This window comes from Citrobacter sp. Ct235, from assembly GCF_030332305.1.
Lineage (GTDB): Bacteria > Pseudomonadota > Gammaproteobacteria > Enterobacterales > Enterobacteriaceae > Citrobacter_A > Citrobacter_A telavivensis.
Genome location: NZ_JAOWIC010000043.1, coordinates 348821 through 375683, shown reverse-complemented (window position 1 = coordinate 375683; position 26863 = coordinate 348821). Strand labels below are relative to the sequence as shown.

The window sequence follows — 26863 nt, the reverse complement described above, 5'->3', positions numbered from 1 at the left end:
TAGCGATCGCGCTTGTGATTACGGATATTCCCGCAAAACAGGATGAAAAACACGTTACAATAGCCGGGTAGTTCATTTGTGTGAGACAGGAAGAAAAAAATGGATATTAACAATAAAGCACGTATTCACTGGGCATGCCGACGCGGTATGCGTGAACTCGATATTTCCATCATGCCGTTTTTCGAACATGAATACGACACGTTGAGCGACGATGAAAAACGTATTTTTATTCGTCTGCTGGAGTGTGATGACCCGGATTTATTCAACTGGTTGATGAATCACGGTAAACCGGCAGATGCTGAACTGGCGCAGATGGTACGACTCATTCAGACACGGAATCGGGATCGTGGTCCTGTGGCAATCTGATCTCCGCGTCTCATGGCGCGCACAGTGGTTATCGCTGCTTCTGCATGGGCTGGTCGCTGCGGCTATTCTATTAATGCCATGGCCGCTGAGCTACACGCCGTTGTGGTTGATACTGCTTTCGCTGGTTGTGTTTGACTGCGTCCGTAGCCAGCGTCGAATTAACGCCCGTCAGGGGGAGGTCAAACTTCTGATGGATGGACGGCTCCGCTGGCAGGGGCAGGACTGGCTTATCGTCAGTGCGCCGTGGATGATTAAAACCGGCATGATGCTGCGCTTGCGGTCAGAAACCGGTAAACGCCAGCATTTGTGGCTCGCGGCAGACAGTATGGATAAAGCTGAATGGCGAGATTTACGCCGCCTGATGATGCAAAATTCGACGCTGGGATAGGCGTAATGGATGGAATGCGCTGGCAGGGCTGACGGTTTTTACTGCCAGCCCTACGGGTCAGGGGTTTTGTCTCAGATAATCGGTATCAGGAAATCGGTATCAGGAATAGTGCTCGGCCATTTCACCAAGAATTTGCTCGCACCATGCCTGAATACGCTCATCGCTGAGATCGTATTGATTGGTTTCATCCAGGGCGAGACCGACGAACAGCTGACCCTCGGCAATGACCGGTTTAGGGCTGGTGAACTCGTAGCCTTCGGTAGGCCAGTAACCGACGAATTTGACCCCTTTGGTCGACAGTTTGTCATGCAGCATGCCCAGCGCGTCAAGGAACCACTCGCCGTAGCCTAACTGGTCGCCCATACCGTAAAGTGCGACAATTTTGCCTTCGAGGTTGAGCTCGTCCAGTTGATCCCAGACGGCCTCCCAGTCTTCCTGAATTTCACCGAAATCCCAGGTGGGAATGCCTAAGATCAGCACATCGTACTGCTCCATCAGGACCGGGGCATCATCTTTCAGATTATGCAGTGTTACCAGTTCCGGGCCGATGATGTCGCGAATTTTCTCTGCCGCCATCTCGGTGTAGCAGGTGCTGGAACCGTAAAAAAGACCAATATTCATCGCGTAAACGTCTCAATACTTGCTATGACTTTGCGCGTAGTGTACCAGAAACCCGTATCATTGAGTCATAATGGCGGGTTGCAGAATCAAAGAGGCTGATGTGGAACAGGATCTTGCGCGCATCGAACAATTCCTTGATGCGCTCTGGCTGGAGAAAAATCTGGCGGAAAATACGCTGAGCGCCTATCGCCGCGATTTGACCATGTTGGTGGAGTGGCTCGCACACCGTCAGGTGTCGCTGGATACCGCGCAAAGCGACGATCTGCAGGCATTACTGGCCGAGCGGATGGACGGCGGGTATAAAGCGACCAGTACCGCACGACTGCTGAGCGCGGTGCGGCGGCTTTTCCAGCATCTTTATCGCGAGAAGATCCGTTCAGACGATCCAACAGCGACGCTGGCGTCGCCTAAATTGCCACAGCGCTTACCGAAAGATCTCAGTGAAGCGCAAGTTGAGAGATTATTACAGGCACCAGTGGTTGACCAACCGCTGGAGTTACGCGATAAAGCCATGCTTGAGATCCTGTATGCCACGGGACTGCGTGTGTCTGAACTCGTCGGGCTGACGATGAGTGACATCAGTCTGCGCCAGGGTGTGGTTCGGGTGATCGGTAAAGGCAATAAAGAGCGACTCGTTCCATTGGGCGAAGAGGCGGTGTACTGGGTGGAGACGTACCTGGAGCATGGGCGTCCGTGGCTGCTGAACGGCGTGTCGATTGACGTGCTGTTTCCCAGTCAACGCGCCCAGCAGATGACGCGCCAGACCTTCTGGCACCGCATTAAGCACTATGCCGTATTAGCGGGAATCGACAGTGAAAAGCTGTCACCGCACGTTTTACGCCACGCATTTGCCACGCATTTGCTCAATCATGGCGCCGATTTACGCGTGGTGCAGATGTTGCTGGGTCACAGCGATCTCTCCACCACGCAGATTTATACTCATGTTGCGACAGCGCGCTTGCGTCAACTTCATCAACAGCATCACCCAAGAGCGTGAATGCTGAGCGAACAGGAAAGGTTATGAAAAAAGGTTTAATGCTGTTTACCCTGCTGGCCACCGCGTTTTCCGGCCTGGCACACGCCGACGACGCCGCGATCCGCCAGTCTCTGACGAAACTGGGCGTGCAGAGTACGGATATTCAACCCGCCCCAATTGCCGGGATGAAAACGGTGCTGACCAACAGCGGCGTGCTGTACGTGACGGAAGACGGTAAACACATCATTCAGGGGCCAATGTACGACGTCAGCGGTGCGACGCCGGTCAACGTGACCAATCAGCTGCTGATGAAACACCTGAACGCGCTGGAAAATGAAATGATCGTCTATAAAGCGCCACAGGAAAAACACGTTATTACCGTCTTTACCGATATCACCTGTGGCTACTGCCACAAGCTGCATGAAGAGATGAAGGACTACAATGCGCTGGGCATTACCGTCCGCTACCTCGCCTTCCCGCGCCAGGGACTGGAAAGCCAGGCCGAACAGGATATGAAGTCCATCTGGTGTGCAAAAGACAAAGCCAAAGCGTTTGATGACGCGATGGCTGGCAAAGGTGTTAAAGCGGCAACCTGTGATGTGAACATCGCGGATCACTACGCGCTGGGCGTGCAGTTTGGCGTAAGTGGCACGCCAGCCATTGTGCTGAGCAACGGCTATGTCGTACCCGGTTATCAGGGGCCGAAAGAGATGAAAGCGTTTCTTGACGAGCACCAAAAACAGACCAGTGGTAAGTAATTCGCGTGAAACAACAGATACAACTTCGTCGGCGGGAAGTCGATGAATCGGCAGAACTGCCTGCCGATCTCTCGCCGCTGTTACGCCGCTTGTACGCCAGTCGTGGTGTACGCAGTGCCCGGGATCTCGAGCGCAGCGTAAAAGGCATGCTGCCCTGGCAGCAACTGAGCGGCGTCGAAAAAGCGGTCGAAATCCTCTATAACGCCTTTCGCGAGGGGACGCGCATCATCGTGGTCGGCGACTTCGATGCGGACGGCGCAACCAGTACCGCCCTGAGCGTGCTGGGGATGCGCTCGCTGGGCTGCGATAACATCAGCTACCTGGTGCCAAACCGTTTTGAGGACGGTTACGGTTTAAGTCCGGAAGTGGTCGATCAGGCCCATGCGCGCGGCGCGCAGCTGATTGTCACCGTCGATAACGGTATCTCTTCCCATGCCGGTGTGGATCACGCCAGGGCACTGGGGATCCCGGTGGTGGTTACCGATCACCACCTGCCGGGCGAGACGTTGCCAGCAGCCGAAGCCATCATCAACCCAAATCTGACTGACTGTGATTTCCCGTCGAAATCGCTGGCTGGCGTGGGCGTGGCGTTTTATCTGATGCTTGCCCTGCGCACTTTCCTGCGCGATAAGGGCTGGTTTGACGAACGTGGCATTGCGCCGCCTAACCTGGCGGATCTGCTCGATCTGGTCGCGCTGGGCACCGTGGCGGACGTGGTGCCGCTGGATGCCAACAACCGGATCCTCACCTGGCAGGGCTTAAGCCGCATTCGCGCCGGAAAATGCCGTCCGGGGATCAAAGCGCTGCTGGAAGTGTCCAACCGCGATGCGCAAAAGCTTGCCGCCAGTGATTTAGGTTTCGCCCTCGGTCCGCGTCTGAACGCCGCAGGTCGGCTGGATGATATGTCCGTCGGTGTGGCGCTATTGCTGTGCGATAACATCGGCGAAGCGCGGGTACTGGCCAATGAGCTGGATGCGCTGAACCAGACGCGTAAAGAGATTGAGCAGGGGATGCAGGCGGAAGCGCTGACCCTGTGCGAGAAGCTGGAGCGCAGCCGCGAGACGCTGCCTGGCGGTCTGGCGATGTATCATCCTGAGTGGCATCAGGGAGTGGTTGGGATCCTCGCCTCGCGCATTAAAGAGCGTTTTCATCGCCCGGTGATCGCTTTTGCACCGGCAGGTGACGGCACGCTGAAAGGCTCCGGGCGATCCATTCAGGGTCTGCACATGCGTGATGCGCTGGAGCGGCTGGATTCGCTGCATCCGGGGCTGATGATTAAATTCGGCGGCCATGCGATGGCGGCGGGACTGTCGCTGGAAGAGGCGAAATTCGATCTGTTCCAGCAGCGTTTTGGCGAGCTGGTCACCGAATGGCTGGATCCGTCGCTGTTACAGGGGGAAGTGGTCTCTGATGGCCCGCTGAGCGTGGCGGAGATGACGATGGAGGTCGCGCAGTTGCTACGCGACGCCGGTCCGTGGGGGCAGATGTTTCCGGAACCGCTGTTTGACGGGCGTTTCCGCCTGCTTCAGCAGCGTCTGGTCGGCGAGCGGCATTTGAAAGTGATGGTCGAACCCGTTGGCGGAGGACCGCTGCTGGACGGCATCGCCTTTAACGTCGATACCGCCTGCTGGCCGGATAACGGCGTGCGCGAAGTTGAACTGGCCTACAAACTGGATATTAACGAATTTCGTGGCAACCGTAGTTTGCAGTTAATCATCGATAATATCTGGCCCGTGTAATCTGACCACTTTACCGTCACTATTCTCTATAAAAAAGAGCGTGGATTGGTTACAATCCCGCTCTTATCACCGCATTTTGACAAGTCCAATAAAAGAAATCAGACCATGTTTGAAATTAATCCGGTAAAAAACCGCATTCAGGACCTCACGGAGCGCTCTGACGTTCTTAGGGGGTATCTTTGACTATGATGCCAAGAAAGAGCGTCTGGAAGAAGTAAACGCCGAGCTGGAACAGCCGGACGTCTGGAACGAACCCGAACGCGCGCAGGCGCTGGGCAAAGAACGTTCCTCGCTTGAAGCGATTGTCGACACCCTCGACCAAATGTCTCAGGGGCTGGAAGATGTTTCCGGCCTGCTGGATCTGGCTGTAGAAGCCGACGACGAAGAAACCTTTAACGAAGCCGTTGCGGAACTCGAAACGCTTGACGAAAAACTGGCGCAGCTGGAGTTTCGTCGTATGTTCTCCGGTGAATATGACAGCGCCGATTGCTACCTCGACATCCAGGCCGGTTCCGGCGGGACTGAAGCGCAGGACTGGGCAAGTATGCTGGAGCGTATGTATCTGCGCTGGGCAGAAGCGCGCGGCTTCAAGACCGAAATTATTGAAGAGTCAGAAGGGGAAGTGGCCGGGATCAAATCCGTGACCATTAAGATTTCTGGCGAATATGCCTACGGCTGGCTGCGTACGGAAACTGGCGTTCACCGTCTGGTACGTAAGAGCCCGTTTGACTCCGGCGGTCGTCGTCATACCTCGTTTAGCTCCGCGTTCGTTTACCCGGAAGTGGATGACGATATTGATATCGAAATCAACCCGGCAGACCTGCGTATCGATGTGTATCGCGCATCCGGCGCGGGCGGTCAGCACGTTAACCGTACCGAATCAGCGGTGCGTATTACTCACATCCCGACCGGGATTGTGACGCAGTGCCAGAACGACCGTTCCCAGCACAAGAACAAAGACCAGGCCATGAAGCAGATGAAAGCAAAGCTTTATGAACTGGAAATGCAGAAGAAGAACGCCGAGAAGCAGGCGATGGAAGATACTAAATCCGACATCGGCTGGGGAAGCCAGATTCGTTCTTACGTCCTTGATGACTCCCGCATTAAAGACTTGCGTACCGGGGTTGAAACCCGCAACACGCAAGCCGTGCTGGACGGCAGCCTGGATCAATTTATCGAAGCAAGTTTGAAAGCAGGGTTATGAGGAACCAACATGTCTGAACAACACGCACAGGGCGCTGACGCGGTAGCCGATCTTAACAACGAACTGAAAACGCGCCGTGAGAAGCTGGCAGGACTGCGCGAGCAGGGTATCGCCTTCCCGAACGATTTCCGTCGCGATCACACCTCAGACCAACTGCACGCTGACTTCGATGCGAAAGAGAACGAAGAGCTAGAAGCGCTGAACATCGAGGTGTCCGTTGCAGGCCGCATGATGACCCGTCGTATCATGGGTAAAGCGTCCTTTGTTACGTTGCAGGACGTGGGTGGTCGTATTCAGCTGTACGTTGCCCGTGACGATCTGCCGGAAGGCACTTACAACGAGCAGTTTAAGAAATGGGACCTCGGCGACATCCTTGGCGCGAAGGGGAAACTGTTTAAGACCAAAACGGGCGAACTGTCTATCCACTGCACCGAATTGCGTCTGCTGACTAAAGCGCTGCGTCCGCTGCCGGATAAATTCCACGGTTTGCAGGATCAGGAAGCCCGTTATCGTCAGCGCTATCTGGATCTCATCTCTAACGATGAATCCCGTAACACCTTTAAGGTGCGTTCCCAGATCCTGGCGGGCATCCGTCAGTTCATGGTCGGTCGCGGCTTTATGGAAGTTGAGACCCCGATGATGCAGGTGATCCCAGGCGGCGCCTCTGCGCGTCCGTTTATCACCCATCACAATGCGCTGGATCTGGATATGTACCTGCGTATTGCACCGGAACTGTACCTGAAGCGTCTGGTGGTGGGTGGTTTCGAGCGCGTGTTCGAAATCAACCGTAACTTCCGTAACGAAGGGATCTCCGTACGTCATAACCCAGAGTTCACCATGATGGAACTCTACATGGCGTATGCGGACTACAAAGATCTGATCGAACTGACCGAGTCTCTGTTCCGTACCCTGGCGCAGGACGTGTTAGGTAAAACGGAAGTCCCTTACGGTGATGAAGTGTTCGACTTCGGCAAGCCGTTCGAAAAACTGACCATGCGCGAAGCTATCAAGAAATACCGTCCGGAAACGGAAATGGCTGAACTGGATAACTTCGACTCCGCCAAAGCGATCGCCGAATCTCTCGGTATCAAGGTAGAGAAGAGCTGGGGTCTGGGCCGTATCGTGACTGAAATCTTCGAAGAAGTGGCCGAAGCGCATCTGATTCAGCCGACCTTCATTACCGAATACCCGGCAGAAGTGTCTCCGCTGGCGCGTCGTAATGACGAGAATCCGGAGATCACCGATCGCTTTGAATTCTTCATCGGCGGTCGTGAGATCGGTAACGGCTTTAGCGAACTGAACGATGCGGAAGATCAGGCGCAGCGCTTCCAGGATCAGGTTGACGCGAAAGCGGCGGGCGACGACGAAGCGATGTTCTTCGACGAAGACTACGTCACCGCGCTGGAGCACGGTCTGCCGCCGACGGCGGGTCTGGGCATTGGGATTGACCGTATGGTTATGCTGTTCACCAACAGCCACACTATTCGTGACGTGATCCTGTTCCCGGCGATGCGCCCGGTAAAATAAGCGGTGAAATGTCGGATAGCGTTACGCTTGCCATAGGCCGGATAAGCGTAGCGCCATCCGGCGTCAATTAACGTCGGCAATATTCTCGCAGTCGCTCGCGCGCATTATCATCAGCAGCCTGCATCACCATCCACGGACTGAAGGCCCACGGCGTCGCGTCAGTTCCGCGTAAAACATCCTCCAGACTGCTCCACTGATAATCCATCACTTCGTCGTGATTGACCTGCAGTTCACTGGTTACCCGTGCCGCATAGACCGGACAAACCTCATTTTCTACGATCCCACTGGGATCGGTCGCCCGATAGCGGAATGCAGGGTAGACGGGGGTCAGGCTGGCAATCTCTACGCCAAGCTCATGCCGGCAGCGGCGGATAACGGCCTCTTCGTGGCTTTCACCCCGTTGAGGATGGCCGCAAACCGAGTTCGTCCAAACTCCCGGCCACGCTTTTTTCGCAAGCGATCGGCGAGTCACCAAAAGTTGCCCCTCTGCATTGAACAGCCAGGAAGAGAAGGCGAGATGCAATGGTGTGTTGGCGGTGTGGGCGCTGTATTTTTCCAGCGTGCCGGAAGGGGTGTCCTGTGCATCCAGCAAAATGACGTGTTCCTGTCGCATAATGTCTCACTGTAATTCTTAAGCACGTACCAGTATATGAGATCTCACGACGTATTGATTAGCTCAGGGAGCGTTTAACGGCGGAATTTGACATCCGTATCTTGCCGTACGGATGTCGGGAGCAGGCGCGATTTTAGAAAAACAGCAGCATAAACTGGAAGCGACTTTCGATACCCAGCGCAATGCCGTCTGAAACGGCGGGGATCGACATCAACATAAGCAACAGCAGGGTTATCAGGCAGCGCAAAAAGAGATTCATGCTACTCATCCTGCTGATTTTTTTTCAGCTTGCGCATCAGCAGCCACATTCGCACCGTTCTGACCTTCAGGTTTTTATCCGAGATGGATTCCTGTACCAGCCCGGTATGGTGGTGATAACCATTGAAAAACAGATTCAATACCACCGCACTGAAGGTGGCTAGCATAATGCCGCTGTGCAGCAGCGGCTGGAGTACGGCAGGCAGGCGAGAAAAAAAGTCATGTGATAACGTCGGCGTCATGCCAACGCCCAGGCTGATGGCCACAATGTAGAGGTTGTAACGGTTCGTGGTGTAATTGCAGCGTGAGAGAATGCGGATCCCGGTCGCCAGTACCATGCCAAACATCACCAGCCCTGCGCCGCCGAGGACGAACTGCGGAATGGAGGCGACCAGAACTGCCATTTTCGGCACCATGCCAAACAAAATTAAGATGACGCCAGAGGCGATGCAGACCCATCGACTGTGCACGCGCGTGACGCTGACCAGACCAACGTTTTGGGAAAACGAGGTATGGGGAAAGCTGTTAAACAGTCCGCCAATCATCGTCCCGACGCCATCCACGCGCAGACCGCGAATGATATCCTGCGAAGAGAGTTTGCGACCGACGATTTCGCCGAGCGCCAGGAACATCCCCATCGATTCAATAAACACAATAATCAGCACGGCCGTCATGGTCAGAATCGACACTGGATCAAAGACGGGCGTACCGAAGGCCATCGGTGTGACAATCGCGAACCACGAAGCATCGTGCAGGCCTGACAAGTTCACTTCATTCATCATCCATGAGAGCGCAAAGCCAAAGATGATCCCCAGCAGGACTGCGACGTTGGACATAAAACCTTTGGCATATCGGGTGATTAATAAAATAAAAATTAAGACCGCAAACGAAATGCCCAAATAGACCGGATTCCCATATTCAGGATTGCCTTTCCCGCCTGCTGCCCAGTCAACGCCCACCTGAATAATGCTCAGGCCAATTGAGGTGATCACCACACCCGTCACCAGCGGCGGAAATAACGGCATCAGGCGACCGACAAGCGGCGCTAAGAGTGTGGTTATCACCCCTGCGGCGATAGTTGAGCCAAAAATGCCCAACAGACCGATATCCGGATTGATGCCAATCGCAATCATCGGCGTCACGGCGGCAAACGTCACCGACATAATCACGGGTAGGCGAATCCCCATAAAGCGGCCGATGCCAATACATTGCAGTAGGGTAACGATCCCGCAGCAAAAGAGATCAGAACTGATTAACAGCGCGATGGCTTCTTTACTGAGGCCGAGCCTGTCGCCAATCATCAACGGGACAGCGACCGCGCCTGCGTACATGACCAACACATGCTGTAAACCGAGTACGACCAGTTTGCCTGGCGATAACAGGCGGTCTACCTCATCGGTGGCGCGGTCTTGCCCCGAAGGTGAGGGATGTTGGGAATCTATGGCGCTCATGCGTTTTCTCCTGAAGGGCGAGGCCGATAGAACAGCTCCGCGCGTGCGCGCGGAGCATCGCTTAAATTGCCCATCCGCCGGCGTAGAACGCGACCAGCGCGACGGTAATGATGACGGTACCGATATTCAGCTTCTGCCATTCCCGGGCAAAAACACGACCAACAACCAGCGTCACGAAACCGAGCATAATGCCGGTAACGATGTTACAGGTCAGGACGATAAAGACCGCGCAGACCAGACCGGCCATCGCATCGATAAAATCATCGAAATCCAGTTTTGAGACGTTGCTGAGCATCAGTAAGCCTACGTACATCAGCGCAGGGGCAGTCGCATAGCCTGGAATCAGGTAAGAGAGAGGAGATAAAAACAGGATAAGCAGGAATAAACAGCCGACGATGGTGGCGGTCAGCCCTGTTTTCCCTCCGGCGGCGGTTCCTGCAGCGGATTCAATATAGACGGCAGCCGGTGCTGCGCCTACCAGCCCGGAAAACACGGAGCTGATGGAGTCGCTGGTCAGCGCTTTACCGCCGTTGATTATCTGGTTGTCCTTATCCAGCAGATTCGCCTGTCCGGCGACGGCGCGGATGGTGCCGGTGGCATCGAATACCGCCGTCATCACCAGCGCCAGTACGCTTGGCAGCACCGCAGGTTGTAAGGCCCCCATAATATCAAGGCTAAAAATCAGAGACTTACCATCTTCGCCGCTCAGACTGGGCATGGCGACCAGACCGTGATATTTGACGGCAGGGTCAAATATCAAACCGATAATGGAGATGGCGATAATCACCAGCAGGATCCCGCCGGGGAGGCGGCATTTCTCCAGCCCGAAGATGACCGCCAGCCCCAGCAGACTCATCAGCACCGGGAAAGAGGTAAATGCGCCGAGTGCCACCGGAAGTCCTTCCAGCGGATTTTTAATCACCATGCCGACACCGTTTGCCGCGATCAGCAACAGGAACAGCCCAATACCGATCCCTGTGCCGTGTGCAATACCCATGGGTAAGTTTCGCAGGATCCAGGTCCGGACTCCGGTTACCGAAATGGCGGTAAAAATCACCCCCATCAGGAAAACCGCGCCGAGGGCGACAGGAATCGAGATCTGCTGGCCCAGCACCAGGCTGAATGCGGTAAAAGCAGTTAGCGAAATTGCGCAGCCGATAGCCATCGGCAGGTTGGCCCAGAGTCCCATCAACAGCGAACCGAAGCCTGCGACGAGACAGGTGGCGACAAAGACGGCGGCGGGTGGGAATCCCGCTTTCCCCAGCATTCCGGGCACGACAATGACTGAATAGACCATCGCCAGAAAGGTGGTCAACCCGGCCAGTATCTCCTGGCGCACGGTACTGCCACGCTCAGTAATCTTGAAGTAATTATCCAGCGCGCCGCGAGGTTTCGACGCGCCGGGGGTTTGCAGTATATCTCCAGACATAATAATGTCCTCAGCAGGATGTTAGCGTTCTGTCAGGTCCGTTCGTACACCAGACGCCCATCGACGTAGGTGCGGTAAATAGAGCGATCGTCGCCCAGCGTCATCATCACGAACAATTTGTCGACCAGGGATGTAGAGTTGTCATAGCGCAGTTGCTGTAGCGGCGTCGCCGTCGGTTCCAGCACCACGAAGTCCGCCTCTTTGCCGGGCATAAAGTTGCCAATAAGATGGTCGAGACCCAGCGCTTTCGCGCCGCCGAGGGTCGCCAGGTAAAATGCTTCGTATGCTGAGAGGCGGTAACCCTGCAATTGCACCACTTTGTAGGCTTCGTTCAGCGTTTGCAGCATGTTGAAAGTGGTGCCCGCACCGATATCGGTTCCCATGCCGACGCTGATCTTCTTACGCCAGGCTTTCTGCAGATTGAACAAACCGCTGCCGAGGTAGAGGTTAGAGGTTGGACAAAAGGCGATGCTGGAGCGGGTTTCACTCAGGCGATCCCACTCTTTCTCTTCGAGATGTACGCAGTGGGCGAAGACGCAGTTTTTGCCGGTCAGCCCGTACTGGTGGTACACATCCAGGTAGCCGTCATGTTCAGGATAGAGTTCCTTAACCCAGGTAATTTCGTCTTTGTTTTCAGAGAGATGGGTATGCACCCAGGTATCGGGATATTCCTCACGCAGACGCTGTGCCATCGCCATCTGCTGTGGAGAAGAGGTCGGCGCAAAGCGCGGCGTGATGGCGTACAGCAGGCGGCCATTTTTATGCCAGCGTTCAATCAACGCCTTACTTTGCAGGTAGCTGCTTTCGGCGTCGTCCAGCAGGTAATCCGGTGCGTTACGATCCATCATCACTTTGCCGGCGATCATACGCATATTGATGTGGCTTGCGGCTTCGAACAACGCGTCAACGGACTGTGGATGGACCGTACCAAAAACCAGTGCGCTGGTGGTGCCGTTACGCAACAGCTGCTTGATGAAAAAAGCCGACATCTCGCGTGCGTATTCCAGATCCTCGTAGCGTTTTTCGGTCGGGAAAGTGTGTTTATTCAGCCATTCCAGTAACTGCTCGCCATAGGCGCCGACCATTTCGCTCTGGGGGTAGTGGATATGCGTATCAACGAATCCCGGCACGACCAGTTTCCCGCGATAATCGCGGATACGGATGGCGTCAGGGATCCGTTTTTTCCCTTCTTCCCACTCGCCAAACCATTCGACTTTCCCCTGGCGAATCAGCAGTAATCCGTCTTCCACAAATCGCAGCGCTGAGGCAATTTCTTCCGGGTCTTCGGCGGTGCGGGTGACATCAATAAAGCTGCCGCGCACCGCTTTCAACGTGTGTTCTCCAGACATCGTAAACTCCTTTACCGTTAATCCGTTTCCTCCGCAGAGGCGATGCCAGGCAGCACTTCTTCAGGCCGGTAGCCTCCAGGGAGAATGATATTCAGTAGAATGGCGGTCAGACCGCCTGCGCAGATGGGGTTTTCCACCAACACATAAATTGAGGCGGGCAGGATTTTGAAAATTTCCGGGTCATAGGAGACGCCCAGACCCAGCCCCAACGAGGTGGCGACAATCAGCGTTTCACGGCGCTTAAGCCCGTTGGTGATGATGATGCGGATCCCGGCGATCGCGATCATCGAGAACATCAGCGTCATCGCGCCCCCCAGCACCGCCGAGGGAATGGTAGTGAAGAAGCCGCCAATCATCGGAAACAGCCCAAGCAACACCAGCATGATGGCGATGGTGCGTCCGATATAGCGTGAGGCGACGCCGGTCATCTGGATAACGCCGTTGTTTTGCGCAAAGGTCGTCAAGGGGAGTGAACCCACCGCAGAGGCAATGACCGAGACCAGTCCATCGGCCAGCACGCCACCCTTCAGGCGCGACTGATATTCATCTCCCTGAATCGGACGCCGGGAAACCATCGCTGTCGCGGTAATATCGCCTACCGCTTCCAGCACGCTGAGCAGATAAATGGTCCCGACAACCAGGAAGTGATGAAAATTGAACTGGAAACCGTACTTAAACGGGGTCGGGATGGTGACCCACGGCAGATTGCGTATACCACTGAAGTCCACCATGCCAAGGCACAGAGAGACGATATAGCCCACGCAAAGGCCGATCGCGATACCCCCCATTCTCAATAACGGACTGCGACAGCAGTTAAAACCGATCACCACGACCAGCACCAGCAACCCGACGCCGATGTTCTCGTAATTCCCGTAGGTGCCGCTGCTTTTCGCCGCAAAGCCGCCGCCAAAATCGATGATCCCGACTTTAATCAGGCTCAGGCCAATCATCAGCACCACAATGCCGCTGACGGTTGGGGTGATGACTCTGCGCAAGTAAGGCAGAATGAAAGACGACCCCACCACCAGAAATGCCCCGACAAAGGAAACGCCGAGCAGCGATGACATGATCAACTCTTCATGGAAGCCGTCGTTTTTCATCCCGCTGCCCAGCGCAATCATCACCGTGACAAATGAGAAGTTCACCGACTGAATCGAGAGTAAACCGGAGCCGACCATGCCATAGCGATTGACCTGCAGCCAGGTGCCGATGCCGGAGGCAATCATCGCCATTGAGACCAGATAGGCGGTGGTTTCCGCCGAGAGCTGTAGCGCGGTGCCGACAATTAATGCTGGCGTAACCATGGGAACAAAAATGGCCAGCAGGTGGGTGATCGCGCCAATAATCGACTGATGAAAGGGAGGGCGATCCTCCAGTTCGTAAATCAGATCTGAGCCTGCACGTGATATATCAGACATCCCTTCACTCCTTAATAAGTAAATTTGATCATCTGAATCAGCAGAATTAAATTCTGCGAATTTGAGGCGCAGGTTGCCCTGAGAACGGCTTATCTCATTTCCGCAGACGGCATTTAATCATTATTGAGTCATGAACACGGGCCGCCTGAGCGGCCCGCGTCGCTACAGTTTTTCCAGCGCGGTCAGTATTTTCTCCGGTGTGAAATGCCATTCGCGCAACCACACGCCGCAGGCATCATGAATCGCGGTAGCAATGGCAGGTGCCGCGCCATTTACGCCAATTTCAGAGATCGATTTGGCGCCGAACGGGCCGACCTTATCGTCGCTCGGCACCAGCACGGCACGAAAATCCCGGGGGATATCGCCAATTTTGGGTGCGCCATAGCTGCGCAGGTCGCGGGTCAGAGGATGGCCTTCGGCATCATAGAGGATCGCTTCGCTCAGGCTATGACCGATGGCCCGCATTGATGCCCCGTAGATTTGCCCCAGCGCGAGTTCCGGGTTGACCGGCGTGCCGCAGTCCAGCAGCGCGTAGAACTTGTCGAGACGGATTTCGCCGGTTCGGGTATTCACCGCGACTTCGGCGAAGTTCGCCCCATAGGGGAAAGCGAAGTCTGCGGTGATGTAACTGGCCGTGGCGACCAGCGTGCCAAAACCGGTTCCTGTCTCCGCTTTGTGCGCGATGTCACCGTAACTCACTTCTCCCTGCTTGCCGCGCACGACGCCAGGGGCCGCCAGTTGAACGTCAGAAATGGGTTCGCCCAGCATTTGCGCCCCGTGAAAGAGGATTTTCTCGCGCAGGTTTTCCGCCGCCTTACGCGCCGCGTTCCCCGAGAAGCAGGTGCCGGATGAGGCATAAGCGCCTTTGTCGAAGAGCGCATGGTCAGTATCGCCGGAGATGACATGCACTTCCTCTGGCGCGCAGTGCAGCACTTCCGCCGCCAGTTTGGTGACCACGGTATCCAGTCCGGTGCCGATGTCCGCCCCGCCGGAATGGACGATGAAGGTGCCATCGGACTCCAGTTTGATCATGCAGTTGGCCTGATCGATATCCGGGATCCCTGATTTCTGCATGATAATGGCGACCCCGCGACCGGTATGCCAGTCACCGTCCTGCGGTTTGGGGGAAGACCAGTCGATCATCTTCCGCCCCAGGCGCAGGATCTCTTCCAGCGCACAGCTGGCGGCGGAAGGGACAGAGGTCGGCGCTTTCCCTTCACCGATTGCGCCGAGGATTTTCAGTTCCTGTCCTTCGTGAACCCGGTTGCGCTCGATGATCTCCAGTTGGTCAATTTGCAACTGTTCGGCAAGCTCGGCTAACGCCATCGTCATTGCAAAGGTGCCTTTCGGCGCGCCATAGCCCTGATACGCCCCGGTTGGACAGATATTGCTGTAGTAGGTGGTGACCTGGAAATCGACGTTGTCGCAAGGATACAGCGGTAGCGAGAGCGCCGGACCGTTGCTCGGCACGGTCAGCGAATGGTTGCCGTAAGGGCCGGTATTGGCGCGGAAGTCCATTGTTACCGCCGTCAGGCGACCATCGTTCTTCGCGCCCAGTTTAACCGTGACTTTCGCAACGTGGCGGGAGGTATTGGCAATAAACTCCTCTTCACGGGTATAGCGAAAATAGACCGGGCGTCCGGTCACGCAGGTCGCCCAGGCACAGACTTCTTCCAGCAGGATATCCTGTTTGGAACCAAAGCCGCCGCCGACGCGCTCCTTGATGACGTGGACCTTGTGCTGCTTCATGCCGACGAGACGGGCGACCTGGCGACGAAGATGCCACGGCACCTGCGTTGAGGCGTGAATGATCAGGCGATCGCCGTCCATGCGGGTAAAGCAGATGTGAGGCTCAGCCGGGCACTGCTGCGCCTGTGTGGAATGGTAGGTACGCTCAATAATCACATCCGCTTCGGCAAAACCTTTCTCCATGTCGCCGATATGGCCATGAATACTGGCGGCGATATTCTTGCGCGGACGAGAACCAATCGGAAAGTTGATGATCATGTGCTCGCCACGCTGGGCGGCATGGCGGTTGTCTTCTTCCAGCGTCTCCGGCGCGCCAGCAACATATACCACCGGTTCATCGTGTACGACTGGCGCATCGTCCGCCATCGCTTCGTCAATCGACAATACCGGTTTAAGCACGTCATATTTCACGTCGATAAGCGCCAGCGCTGCCAGTGCAATCTCTTCGCTTTCTGCAACCACGGCGGCAACACGATCGCCGACGTGGCGCAGTTTCTTACCGAACATGCGACGGTCAAGCGGGGAGGGTTCCGGCGCACTTTGCCCGCCTGGCGTATAGTAGATATCGGGACAGTTACGGTGGGTGATAACGTGAACCACGCCGGGTAACGCTTCGGCTTTGCTGACGTCGAGATGAGTAATCAACGCATGGGCATGCGGACTGCGCAGCATTTTAATCACGCAGGCGTCAGGGGTGATGCGATCTTCCACATAGCAGGGCTTGGCCTGGACCATTTTTGCGGCATCGGTTTTTGGCCAGGGCTTGCCAATGACTGCGAGATCGTCGCGGAACGTGGGGGCGACATTGATATGGGCTTGCGGATCGCTTTTACGCGCTACCGCCAGTTCGATCACCTGATAATATTGCTGCCAGCCCGCGTCGCGACTGAACAGACCGGACAGCGCATCGTCAATCTCTTCCCGCGTGGGGAGTGCGATACGCTCCAGCAGATCGCTGATGATAAGCGCAGCGGCAGGATCGTTGTAACCGGACTGTACAACGCCGACATCCACCATCGCCTGTTGTACCAGGCTCAGCGCATTCCATTTACCGAGTGATTCGCTGGTGCGGATCTCCGCGTGATCCAACTGCGCGGCAATCAGTAATGAGGCATTGACGATGCGACCGTTGTAGAGAATCGCATCCGAACCGGCGAAGCCGAATCCGTCGTCGCTGTTGCGCACCGAGTGCATACCGAGGTTGAACAGCAGTTTCTGTACGTTTTCGCCCGGGTTAATCTTCATTTCACGGACCATGCCGTTCAATGTGAAGTGAATCATCATACAACGTCCTCCCCGGCCATCAGGCAGTCGGCATACAGATCGGCCACCACCACGCCGGTGATATAGCGCTTATAGGCGGCGCTGCCCCGTATATCTTCCTGCGGGAATATCGCGTTAGCGACCGCCTGTTCCAGTTCCGTACCTTCACGCGTTTGTGTTTCCACATCACGCAGGCGTTGTGCTTTGTCCGCCACGCCGTCCAGCGCGATGCAAATCCCTCCGTGTTCGGTTAACGCGACCGCCGCCGTCACGACGGTGAGTCCGGCCTGTGAACGGCTCACTTTGCGAGTGGCGCAAGGGCGGAAGGGATCTTTAATGATAACTTCGGTGATCAGGCGATCGTGCGGGGAGGCGAGATAGCTTTCCAGCGACAGGGTTTCGCCATCACCAAAAACCAACTGAGCGTCCAGCGCCAGCAGGACGGGGAGTAACACGGACTCTTTCTGGTGCGCGGCAATCTCTCCGCCGAGGGTTGCCTGGTTGCGTAAATGACGCGAGTAGATAAAGCCGATTGCCTCCCGCAGTGCCGCCGGGAGATAGCGGGCGTCGCGTAACGGTTGCAGGCGAGTCATCGCCCCAATACGCAATGCGCCATTGTCCCAGTCGATCCACTCCAGCTCCAGCTCCTGCAGTGAAATGGCAATCCGCTTATCGGTACGCGTTGGCGTGGCGTTGAGCTTGCTGCCCCCGGCAAACCAGACGGCGTCCTCCTGATAGCGGCGCTTGAGTTCCAGCGCCTGGTCAACGGAGTCGGGCCTGAAAAATTGTTCAATCATCAATCATTCCTCATCACTCCCTCTCCCGTTCAGGAGAGGGTATGGGCTATGCCAGCGCATCCATTCGCCGCCACATGCTGGCGGCGGCTTTTCGGGCCTGCGCATAAATGGAATCGGTATCGAAAGTGAACTGACGGTCTTCATACACCATCACACCATTCACCATCACGCTGTGCACGCTGCCTGAACCGAGGCCGAAAGCGATATGCCCGGCAACGTTTTCAGCGATCATCGGCGTCGGCGACGAATAGTCGAGGAAGGTTAAATCGGCTTTATAACCGGCTTGCAGTTGACCAAAGTTTTCCCCGAAGTTGCGGTGCAACAGTTCGTTGCCGTTCGCCAGCGCTTTCGCAAAGCTGTCAGGCCACAGAGGACCGCCCGCGTCACGATGTTTGAAGAAGGCAAATTTCATCTCTTCAAGCATGTCGGAGCCGATGCCGTCCGTCCCCAGCGCCAGATTGCGAATGTGGGTAAGGTGGGGGTTGTAACCCACATGGTTATTCATGTTGGAGCGGGCATTGTGTACCAGGAAGGCATCCTGCTGATTCAGCAACGCGATATCTTCCGCAGACAGGTACAGGCCGTGTGCCACCAACGTTTTACTGTCGATAAGTCCGTATTCCGCGAGCCTTACCAGCAGGTCTTTACCGTACAGGTGATGACTGTGGGAGACATCGTAGCGGTCTTCCGCCGCATGAATGTGCAGGCCGCGCCCGGTGGCGTTGATGGCCTCGCGCAACATCTTCAGACCGGCGTCGGATACGGTAAACGGGGCGTGCGCGCCAATGTGCGCTTCCACCAGATACGGCTCGTTACCGGTCTCCCGCGCGTGGTCTATCTGACGGGCGAAGCGGATATTCTCTTCGACGCCGGCCTGCAACTCGTTGATTCCCTCGTTACGGTCGGTGGTTTCAAAGCAGGTCATTGCCCGCAGGCCCACTTTTATAAATGCTGAACGCAGCGTAGAGAGCGACCCCTGTATGTAGCCCGGCGAAGCGTGGTGATCGATAACTGCAGAGCATCCGCTCTTAATCGCTTCCATCGAGCAAATCAGCCCGCTGTAGTAGAGCGACTCTTCGTCCAGAGCCCGGTCCAGACGCCACCACAGGTTCTTCAACGTTGAGATAAAGTCCGGGCTGGGGGCAATATTGGCCTGGATCCCACGCGATAAACCGGAGTAAAAATGGTTATGCGCGCAGACCAGTCCCGGCATCACGATTCGCCCGTGCATCTCTTTCCATTGCGCCTGCGGGTAGCGCTGCGTCAGCGCATTGCCCACTTCGACGATGGCGTCTTTATCTATCGCAATATCCACGCCTTCGCGCACGCTGGCCGGATGAAGTTGTACGGCGGTGACATTTTTCAGAATCAACATGATTACACCTCCACGCGGCCTAACAGGTAATGGTGATGCTGGTGGACATAGCTGATGATGCGGCACATGTCATCCAGCTCCGGCGGGATTCTGGCGAACTGCCCATCACTGCGGATGTTCAATGTCCAGCGTTGGTCATTCAACCGGACCCTGACCCGACCGTCTTCCACCAGGAAACCGGGGTTGCTGCTGTTGTCGAAATCCTCGGCCAGGCTAAAGAGCGTGACTTTGTCTTTATACGGTTTGCCCTGCCACGGGCAGAATTGGGCGCAGTTACCGCATTCGTTGCAGTAAGCGTCCAGGTGCAGCGTCTGGAAGCGGTTCTGGAAGCCAGGAACGGGAATCGACACATTGGCGCGGTTCGGACAGACGTCCACGCATTTGCTGCAGATATAGTTACATTCAAGGCAACGGGCCGCTTCCTGGGCGACAAAGGCGTCACGGTCGTCTTTATCGACCTTCGCGACCGCTATCTCACCTTTACGCTGATAGATTTCAGCGGGACTGACGTTACTCCAGCGCTTATCGCCGTGGTGGGAGCGGATATTTTCCCGCCAGAGAATGGTATCTGTGGCCCGTCGCGCAGAGCCGATGGCGGCAACAATGGATAACGGGCCGCGCTGGACATCGCCAATCATGAACACGTCGGAGAGACGGGTTTCGCCATTGTTGTTCACCGCAGGCCAACCTTTGCTATCCAGCGGTACGCCCATTGCGCTCAGCGCGTCGCTATCCTGCTGTTCACCGATGGCGGTAATCAGGCTATCGATGTGCAGGGTCAGCGTTTCGTCGGTTTCCACCGGACGGCGACGCCCTTTCTCATCCGGTTCCCCGAGCGTCATGACGCGCAGGGTGAGCGTACCATCCGCATCAAAGCGTTCCGGATTGTTGAGGAAACGGAATTCAACTCCGTCGTGCAGGGCTTCTTCATACTCTTCACGCCAGGCGGGCATCTCCTGTAGCGAACGACGGTAGACCACCGTGACGTTTTCCACGCCCGGCACGCGCAGTGCCGCACGGGCGCAGTCCATCGCCGTGTTGCCCGCGCCGACGATCGCCACATGTTTACCGAGCGTCAACGCCGTTCCCTGGTTGTATTCACGCAGGAAAGGAAGTGATTTCCAGATGTTGGGGTTGTCGCCGTTGAGCTTCACGCCGCTGTTTTTATCCGTACCGGTTGCGATCAGGACATAGTGGAAACCCCGATCTTTCAAGCCCTGAACGGTCAGATCCGGTGCACAGCCATATTCGAACTTCACGCCGTGTTCGGCGACAAAATCGATATCGTGCTGAATGAGCTCTGCCGGAATACGGAACTGGGGAATGATATTTTTCACCACGCCACCCGCATTGGCTTCGCGCTCGAATAGCGTCACCGGATGTCCTGCCCGGGCAAGGAAATAACCGGCCGCAAGCCCGGCCGGACCCGCGCCGATGACCGCAACAGGATGACATGAACCCGAGCCTGCAGGTTTATGCCAGCGCCGTTTGTACTCTTCCCAGCCTTTTTCCAGCGCCACTTTTTTCAGTTCACGAATGTTAAGCGCGCTGTCGTAGTCCAGACGGGTACAGTTGTACTGGCATTGATGATCGCAGATATGGCCGGTGATCGCGGGGAGGGCGTTTCGCTGATAAATCAGCTCCAGCGCGTCGGCATAACGCTGCTCGCCAAGCAGGCGAATATACTCCGGAATATCCTGTTTGATGGCGCAGGCTGTAATACAGGGGGCCACGTAGCAGTCGGTCAACGGTAAGCCGTCGGCCACGTCAATGCGCTCTTCAGGCTTCCAGTGTTTCTGGGTGTAGGCCATCGTAACGGCCTCTTCCGCCAACCGATTCAACCGTTCGACATCGACATGTTCCATTCCCCACGCATCCGAGGATTCCAGCTCACGCATACAGGCGCTAAGACGCAGATAACCACCTGGTTTTAACAGGTCGGTCGCCATCGTGATCGGGTGGATTCCGGTGTCGAAGATATCGCGGATGGTCAACTGGCTGGCGCCGCCGGAATAGGAGATGGGTAATTTGCCGTCAAAGGCCCGGGAAAGCACGGCGGCTACGTTGATCGAGAGGGGAAACAGCGCCCGGCCGGACATATACATCTCTTCACCGGGAAGCGCGCCTTTGTTATTAATAGTGCCCAGCGTATTGGTGAGTTTGACGCCGAAACCCAGTGATTTTTCTTTTGCCAGCGTCATCAACCGCTGCAACATTTCCAGCGCCTGGCTGAGTTTGAGATCGTGCTCGAACGACTCCTCTTTTAAGCCGATATAACCAAAGCCGCAGCGGTCCAGAATTTCACGCGCGCGTGGGTAACCCAGCAGCGTCGGATTCAGCTTCACAAAGGTATTCAGGCCTTTCTCTTCCAGCATGTAGCGGCAGATGGCTTCTATTTCGTGCGGTGGACAACCGTGCATCGTGGACAGCGTGACGCCCTGCACCAGTTTTGCGGGAATGCGTGCTGGCAGCGCCTGTAGACGCTGTCGATGTTCGTTCAGCCCGTGGCGAGCCAGGAACGTCTCATCGTGCAGCCAGTGCTGCAACGTGTCGCGATACTGCGCGAACTTAGGATGCGCCGACGCGTCCATCATGTTGTCGATGAACTGCTGCATGGGCGGTTGCTTGATGCCGTCAAGGTTATAGCCGACACTCATATTAAAAATGAACGACTTACCAGCACCGGAAGGGTGCAGCAGTTGTTCCAGCAAATGCAGTGCGAACCAGGCTTTAAGATACTCATCCCACGCTTTCAGCAGGGTAAATTCAGTTGACCATTCGGTATTGAAGCACTCATCCTCCGCATCAATACAGGGTTTTTCCAGCTCCAGCCGATCGAGAATCTGGACGGTTTTGAGTTCGATGAACCGGCCGCCTGTCAGCCAGGCGGTGATGATATTTTGGGCGAGTTGAGTGTGCGGGCCGGCGGCGGGGCCGACGGGGGTGGCACAGGTTTCACCGAAGACGCTTACCGATTTGCTTTTTTCCGGTGAATAGAACTGCTGCTCAGGAATACCAAAGATCGAGCGCTGCTGCTGATATTCATCAAATAGGCGCGTCAAAAGTTCCTCAAATGGAATCGGACGCATTATATCCCCCATACCCCTCTCCTTAGCTTTACTCGACCTCCTTCAGGGAGTTGCAAGGCAACGGGAAGGAGCGCGTGTTCATAGATGTCATTGGTTGACCGGGACTAATAAGGCCAGCGGTTTGGAGAGATAGAGCAACATTCGCACCACTCTGACAAAACAGCGCTATAAAAATATAATTTTGTGAAGCGGTTCTAATCTTAAGTCCGCTTTGTGAAATATCTCACAAACGCTAAATGAGAATGAAAATCAGCCGGGGAGTTATTGCGATAAGGCAATTTCATTGCCGCATTCTATTTTCTCAAAAATGGTGGACTCTTATCATTATGATAAGTGGAAAATGAGGCGGGAGAATATTTGAACGCAATCGTTTAACTACGGGTTCTCTATTTATTTGTGTCGGTTCTGCGCATTGATAAAATCCTCCTGGGTATCAATATCCAGCGTGATCCGGGGATCGTTCATTTCAGCGATATTATGTTTCCCGCGCAGCAATGCCTGACGCATGCTGTTGACATTCGGCTGTGATATGGCCTGCAACAGGCATTTTTTAGAGAGTAAAATAGGATGCCCTGGCTGGCCCTGATAGCAGGGGATAAGGGCGCTGTCATTGCGTAATGCCCAGATTTTACGAAAGATATCGCGGTTCAGTTCTGGCATGTCACCGTGCGTAATGAAGCAATATTCACTGCGCACGGCGGTGGCGGCGACCTTAATTGATGTAAATAAGCCCTGAGCATAATCTGGATTGTACGTAATAATAATATTAGGCTGATTCGCATAGCGATTATGTATCTCCGTTGCGCGATAGCCGGAAACTAATATCACTCTGTTGCAAAATTGCAGCGCGTTTTTGATACTTGCATCAAGAATTGTTCCCCCATGCCAGGGTAACATCATTTTCCATTTTCCCATTCTGGATGATAACCCAGCAGCAGTAATTATACAGTCGACCGCAGGCATAGCGACTCCATAATGTCTATTAGACGTTGCGTCACTTCAGAGAGGCTTATGAGTATATCGGGTCATGCTTCTTTATTCTTTGATTTGGGTGCACAGAAACGGCCTACGGTTATTTCGGTTGTCGGTGCCGGTGGGAAAACCAGTACCCTTTTCTGGCTCGCTCGCCTCTTTCAATTATCAGGTCGACGGGTATTTATCACCACCACGACGCATATGTTTCTGTCTGACCAGCCCTGGCCGACCCTTTTCTGTCGGGAGCCCGCCGCGTTGCCATATCACACCTTAATGCAACCCATCATAACCTGCTTTCAGTCATGGAAAGCGGCATCAGGAAAAGCGTGTGGCTTCTCACCAGACGCCATAGATGCGCTAGCCCGGCGGGCGGAATGTGACGTGGTTCTCGTCGAGGCAGACGGTGCCCGCGGAATGCCGCTCAAAGCGCCAGATGAGCACGAACCTTGCATACCTGAAAGCAGTTGCTGCGTGATTGCCGTTATGGGTGGACACCTTATGGGGAAAAGCGTGGGGGGAGAGCAGGTGCATCGCTGGCCGCAGTTCGCCGGGATTACTGGTCTGACGGAGGGATCCCCCTTACCGCTGAAGGCGCTTATCCGACTGGTTCAGCATCCACAGGGGGCATTCAAAAATGCACCGCCTGCCAGTCGACGAGTCTGGTTTCTCAATCGTTTTTCTCAATCTGAGAATGCTATTGATGAAAGTGAGCTCATCCAGCCGTTGTTAGACGGTGATGTGGAGGCTATCTGGCTGGGGAATGTACAGGAAACACCTGCAATCGCGCGCAGATTTGTGAGATAGCGACGCCGGGAACACCGGGTTACTGAAAGGATATCCATTGAGGTTCGTATGAATATTTTCACAGAGGCTGCAAAACTTGAAGAGCAAAACCGCCCCTTTGCGCTGGCGCAGATTGTCGACAGCCGGGGTTCCACACCCCGCCATTCGGCACAGATGCTGGTGCATCAGGATGGATCTATCGTCGGGACTATTGGCGGGGGCATGGTGGAGCGCAAGGTTATCGAGGAGGCGCTGCTGGCGTTGCAGGAGAGAAAGCCGCGCATGTTCCATGGCCGGATGGCCCGCAACGGTGCCGATGCCGTTGGCTCGGACTGCGGCGGCGCGATGTCGGTCTTTATTAGCGTGCACGGCCTGCGTCCGCGACTGGTGCTAATTGGCGGTGGGCATGTGAACCGGGCGATTGCGCAGAGTGCGGCACTGCTAGGGTTTGATATTGCCGTGGCGGATGTTTATCGCGAGAGTGTCAATCCGGACGCTTTCCCCCCTTCGGTACAGCTGTTACATGCCGATTCTTTTTCCGCGGCGGTGGATGCGCTGGAGATTCGTCCAGACAACTTTGTGCTTATCGCGACGAATAATCAGGATCGGGAAGCGCTGGACAAATTGATCGCGCAGCCCGTCGCGTGGTTGGGTTTGCTGGCGAGCCGTCGAAAAGTGCAGTTGTTCCTGCGTCAGTTGCGGGAAAAGGGCGTCGGTGAAGAGCACATTGCGCGTCTGCATGCGCCTGTTGGTTACAACATTGGTGCGGAAACGCCGCAGGAAATTGCGGTTAGCGTGCTGGCGGAGATCCTACAGGTTAAAAACAATGCCCCAGGCGGACTGATGATGCGAGCCGCACATCCATCCGGTCATCAGCGCGTGGTGATTCGCGGCGCGGGGGATATTGCCAGCGGCGTGGCGCTGCGTCTGTTTCATGCCGGTTTCAAAGTAATCATGCTGGAAGTGGAGAAACCGACCGTCATTCGCCGCAGCGTCGCGTTCGCGCAGGCGGTCTTTGATGGCGAAATGATCGTGGAAGGCGTGACGGCCCGGTTGGCCACCTCGTCTGCAGAGGCAGCGGCGTTAGCCGAGCGCGGCTTCATTCCGATATTGGTTGATCCTGCCGGTTCGCTGATTGACGCACTGAAACCCGTCTGCGTGGTCGATGCTATCCTGGCAAAACAGAATCTGGGCATGCGTAAAGAGATGGCGCCCGTCACCATTGCGTTGGGGCCAGGGTTTACTGCCGGTGAAGACTGCCATGCGGTGATTGAAACGAATCGCGGACACTGGCTGGGACAGGTGATTTACGCCGGTTGCGCGCAGGAAAATACCGGCATTCCTGGCAATATCATGGGGCATACCGCACGACGGGTGATCCGTGCGCCTGCCGCAGGCATCATGCGTGCCAGAGTGAAATTAGGCGATCTGGTGGAAGAAGGCGACGTGATTGCCTGGATTGGCGAAAACGAAATCAAAGCGCCGCTGTCGGGTATGGTGCGCGGCCTGTTAAGCGACGGACTGGCGGTGGTGGGCGGCTTTAAGATCGGCGATATCGATCCACGCGGCGTGACGGCTGATTTTACCAGCGTCTCCGACAAGGCGAGAGCGATAGGCGGCGGTGTGCTGGAAGCGCTAATGATGCTGATGCATCAGGGCGTGAAGTCAACGAATGAGGTGCTTGAAGTGGCGTAAAAGGCGTTGCCGGATGGCGCTGCGTTTATCCAGCCTACGGGGAGTAAACGGTAGGCCGGGCAAGCGAAGCTCCCCGGCAAACGCGCTGGATAAACGCATTAGATTACTGACAGATTACGGTTCCGGTTTTTCCTTCAATCCCTTCTTTCGCTTTACTCAGCACCGTAATCAGGGCTTCCCGGCCGGGACGGGAGCGGGCAAACGACGCCGCGGCCTCGACTTTCGGTAGCATAGAACCTTTGGCAAAATGCCCCTCGCGGATAAAACGCTCCGCGTCGCTCAACGACAGACGATCCAGCCATTGTTCATTTTCTTTGCCAAAGTTAATCGCGACTTTTTCGACAGCCGTCAGGATGATGAGCATATCCGCATCAATCATCTCTGCCAGGCGGGCACTGGCCCAGTCCTTGTCGATCACCGCGCTGGCACCACGCAGATGATTACCCTCTCGAATCACCGGAATTCCGCCTCCGCCCACGGTAATAACCACCTGTCCGGCCTCAACCAGCGCGTTGACGGTCTCTTTCTCGATGATGTCCACCGGCTTAGGAGAAGCAACGACGCGACGATAACCGCGACCCGCATCTTCTTTGAGCGTATAGCCTTGTTTCTCCAGCTGTTCCGCTTCCTGCTGCGTGAAGAACGAACCGATGGGTTTGGTGGGATTCAGGAACGCAGGATCGTTAGCGTCGACCTCTACCTGCGTCACCAGCGTGGCGACAGGTTTGTGCATCCCACGTGAGAGTAATTCTTCACGCAGCGCGTTTTGCAGATCGTAGCCGATGTAGCCCTGGCTTAATGCCACGCAGACGGACATCGGCAGCATGGGAGAGTGCGCTTCTGTTTTTGCCGCCGCTTCAAATGCCTGGTTGATCATACCTACCTGCGGCCCATTACCGTGGGTCACGATAACTTCATGGCCCTGCGCAATCAGATCCACAATGGCCTGCGCCGTAATTTTGACGGCCTGCATCTGTCCGGCCAGATCCTCACCCAGCGCGTTACCACCCAGCGCGAGAACTATTTTCTTCCTCATTTTT

Annotated in this window: 22 protein-coding genes; 9 read left to right on the top strand and 13 right to left on the bottom strand. The window is 55.5% G+C overall.

Annotated features, from left to right (window positions below; all coding sequences use genetic code 11):
• The first annotated feature begins 99 nt into the window (after window positions 1–99).
• Together sdhE and OGY35_RS10885 are read left to right on the top strand one after the other, a co-directional pair.
• Entirely contained in the window at window positions 100–366 is a 267-nt protein-coding gene (sdhE, locus tag OGY35_RS10890) for an FAD assembly factor SdhE (protein WP_152402139.1), read from the top strand.
• Entirely contained in the window at window positions 347–754 is a 408-nt protein-coding gene (locus OGY35_RS10885) for a protein YgfX (RefSeq protein WP_152402141.1), read from the top strand. Before sdhE ends, OGY35_RS10885 begins: the two co-directional genes overlap by 20 nt.
• 99 nt (window positions 755–853) lie before the next feature.
• On the opposite strand, the gene fldB is transcribed toward OGY35_RS10885, so the two are convergent.
• Window positions 854–1375: a flavodoxin FldB gene (gene fldB / locus OGY35_RS10880; RefSeq protein ID WP_286632278.1), complete on the bottom strand. Its 522-nt coding sequence runs from the start codon at window positions 1373–1375 to the stop codon at window positions 854–856.
• Window positions 1376–1475: 100 nt separating this feature from the next.
• Here fldB and xerD point away from each other — a divergent pair, with 100 nt between their 5' ends.
• The 5 genes from xerD to lysS all read left to right on the top strand — a co-directional run bounded on the left by xerD (window position 1476) and on the right by lysS (window position 7579).
• Complete coding sequence (gene xerD / locus OGY35_RS10875) at window positions 1476–2372, top strand: site-specific tyrosine recombinase XerD (protein ID WP_152402144.1); 897 nt, start codon at window positions 1476–1478, stop codon at window positions 2370–2372.
• 23 nt (window positions 2373–2395) lie between these two features.
• The gene (dsbC, locus tag OGY35_RS10870; RefSeq protein WP_152402146.1) at window positions 2396–3109 is read left to right on the top strand and encodes a bifunctional protein-disulfide isomerase/oxidoreductase DsbC; all 714 of its coding nucleotides are present in this window, start codon (window positions 2396–2398) and stop codon (window positions 3107–3109) included.
• A gap of 5 nt (window positions 3110–3114) precedes the next feature.
• A complete protein-coding gene (gene recJ, locus OGY35_RS10865; protein WP_286632277.1) occupies window positions 3115–4848 on the top strand; it encodes a single-stranded-DNA-specific exonuclease RecJ in 1734 nt (577 codons plus the stop codon).
• A 105-nt stretch (window positions 4849–4953) separates the two neighbouring features.
• Window positions 4954–6052 (top strand): peptide chain release factor 2 gene (prfB, locus tag OGY35_RS10860; RefSeq protein WP_152402150.1). Its coding sequence is split into 2 segments (ribosomal slippage): window positions 4954–5028 and window positions 5030–6052, totalling 1098 coding nucleotides; the frame shifts between segments, so codons are not numbered across the junction.
• Window positions 6053–6061: 9 nt separating this feature from the next.
• On the top strand, window positions 6062–7579 hold the full coding sequence (gene lysS / locus OGY35_RS10855) for a lysine--tRNA ligase (RefSeq protein WP_286632276.1): 1518 nt from the start codon (window positions 6062–6064) through the stop codon (window positions 7577–7579).
• Between the two features lie 67 nt (window positions 7580–7646).
• On the opposite strand, the gene idi is transcribed toward lysS, so the two are convergent.
• From idi to mocA, 11 genes are all read right to left on the bottom strand, one after another.
• Window positions 7647–8192 (bottom strand): isopentenyl-diphosphate Delta-isomerase, encoded by a 546-nt coding sequence (gene idi, locus OGY35_RS10850; RefSeq protein WP_152402154.1) that lies wholly within the window; start codon window positions 8190–8192, stop codon window positions 7647–7649.
• Between the two features lie 133 nt (window positions 8193–8325).
• On the bottom strand, window positions 8326–8451 hold the full coding sequence (locus OGY35_RS10845; RefSeq protein WP_286632275.1) for a hypothetical protein: 126 nt from the start codon (window positions 8449–8451) through the stop codon (window positions 8326–8328).
• Between the two features lies 1 nt (window position 8452).
• Entirely contained in the window at window positions 8453–9901 is a 1449-nt protein-coding gene (locus tag OGY35_RS10840; protein WP_286632274.1) for a nucleobase:cation symporter-2 family protein, read from the bottom strand.
• A gap of 61 nt (window positions 9902–9962) precedes the next feature.
• Window positions 9963–11330: a guanine/hypoxanthine transporter GhxQ gene (gene ghxQ / locus OGY35_RS10835; RefSeq protein ID WP_286632272.1), complete on the bottom strand. Its 1368-nt coding sequence runs from the start codon at window positions 11328–11330 to the stop codon at window positions 9963–9965.
• 32 nt (window positions 11331–11362) lie between these two features.
• Window positions 11363–12679, bottom strand: a complete 1317-nt coding sequence (guaD, locus tag OGY35_RS10830) for a guanine deaminase (protein ID WP_286632271.1) — start codon at window positions 12677–12679, stop codon at window positions 11363–11365.
• A gap of 17 nt (window positions 12680–12696) precedes the next feature.
• Entirely contained in the window at window positions 12697–14097 is a 1401-nt protein-coding gene (locus OGY35_RS10825; RefSeq protein WP_152402161.1) for a nucleobase:cation symporter-2 family protein, read from the bottom strand.
• Between the two features lie 162 nt (window positions 14098–14259).
• Window positions 14260–17130: a molybdopterin-dependent oxidoreductase Mo/Fe-S-binding subunit gene (locus OGY35_RS10820; protein ID WP_286632270.1), complete on the bottom strand. Its 2871-nt coding sequence runs from the start codon at window positions 17128–17130 to the stop codon at window positions 14260–14262.
• Complete coding sequence (ygfM, locus tag OGY35_RS10815) at window positions 17127–17906, bottom strand: molybdopterin-dependent oxidoreductase FAD-binding subunit (protein WP_152402165.1); 780 nt, start codon at window positions 17904–17906, stop codon at window positions 17127–17129. The genes OGY35_RS10820 and ygfM overlap by 4 nt, the downstream gene beginning before the upstream one ends.
• Before the next feature lie 46 nt (window positions 17907–17952).
• Window positions 17953–19281 (bottom strand): putative aminohydrolase SsnA, encoded by a 1329-nt coding sequence (gene ssnA, locus OGY35_RS10810; RefSeq protein ID WP_286632269.1) that lies wholly within the window; start codon window positions 19279–19281, stop codon window positions 17953–17955.
• Window positions 19282–19283: 2 nt separating this feature from the next.
• On the bottom strand, window positions 19284–22382 hold the full coding sequence (gene ygfK, locus OGY35_RS10805; protein WP_286632268.1) for a putative selenate reductase subunit YgfK: 3099 nt from the start codon (window positions 22380–22382) through the stop codon (window positions 19284–19286).
• A gap of 378 nt (window positions 22383–22760) precedes the next feature.
• On the bottom strand, window positions 22761–23333 hold the full coding sequence (mocA, locus tag OGY35_RS10800) for a molybdenum cofactor cytidylyltransferase (protein ID WP_286632267.1): 573 nt from the start codon (window positions 23331–23333) through the stop codon (window positions 22761–22763).
• Between the two features lie 48 nt (window positions 23334–23381).
• On the opposite strand from mocA, the gene yqeC reads away from it, so the two are divergent.
• Both yqeC and yqeB read left to right on the top strand, forming a co-directional pair.
• Entirely contained in the window at window positions 23382–24149 is a 768-nt protein-coding gene (gene yqeC, locus OGY35_RS10795; protein ID WP_286632266.1) for a selenium cofactor biosynthesis protein YqeC, read from the top strand.
• A gap of 48 nt (window positions 24150–24197) precedes the next feature.
• The gene (yqeB, locus tag OGY35_RS10790) at window positions 24198–25823 is read left to right on the top strand and encodes a selenium-dependent molybdenum cofactor biosynthesis protein YqeB (RefSeq protein WP_286632265.1); all 1626 of its coding nucleotides are present in this window, start codon (window positions 24198–24200) and stop codon (window positions 25821–25823) included.
• Between the two features lie 103 nt (window positions 25824–25926).
• On the opposite strand, the gene arcC is transcribed toward yqeB, so the two are convergent.
• Window positions 25927–26859 carry a carbamate kinase gene (gene arcC, locus OGY35_RS10785; protein ID WP_152402180.1) on the bottom strand — a complete coding sequence of 311 codons (933 nt, stop codon included), beginning with the start codon at window positions 26857–26859 and terminating at the stop codon, window positions 25927–25929.
• Between the last annotated feature and the right edge of the window lie 4 nt (window positions 26860–26863).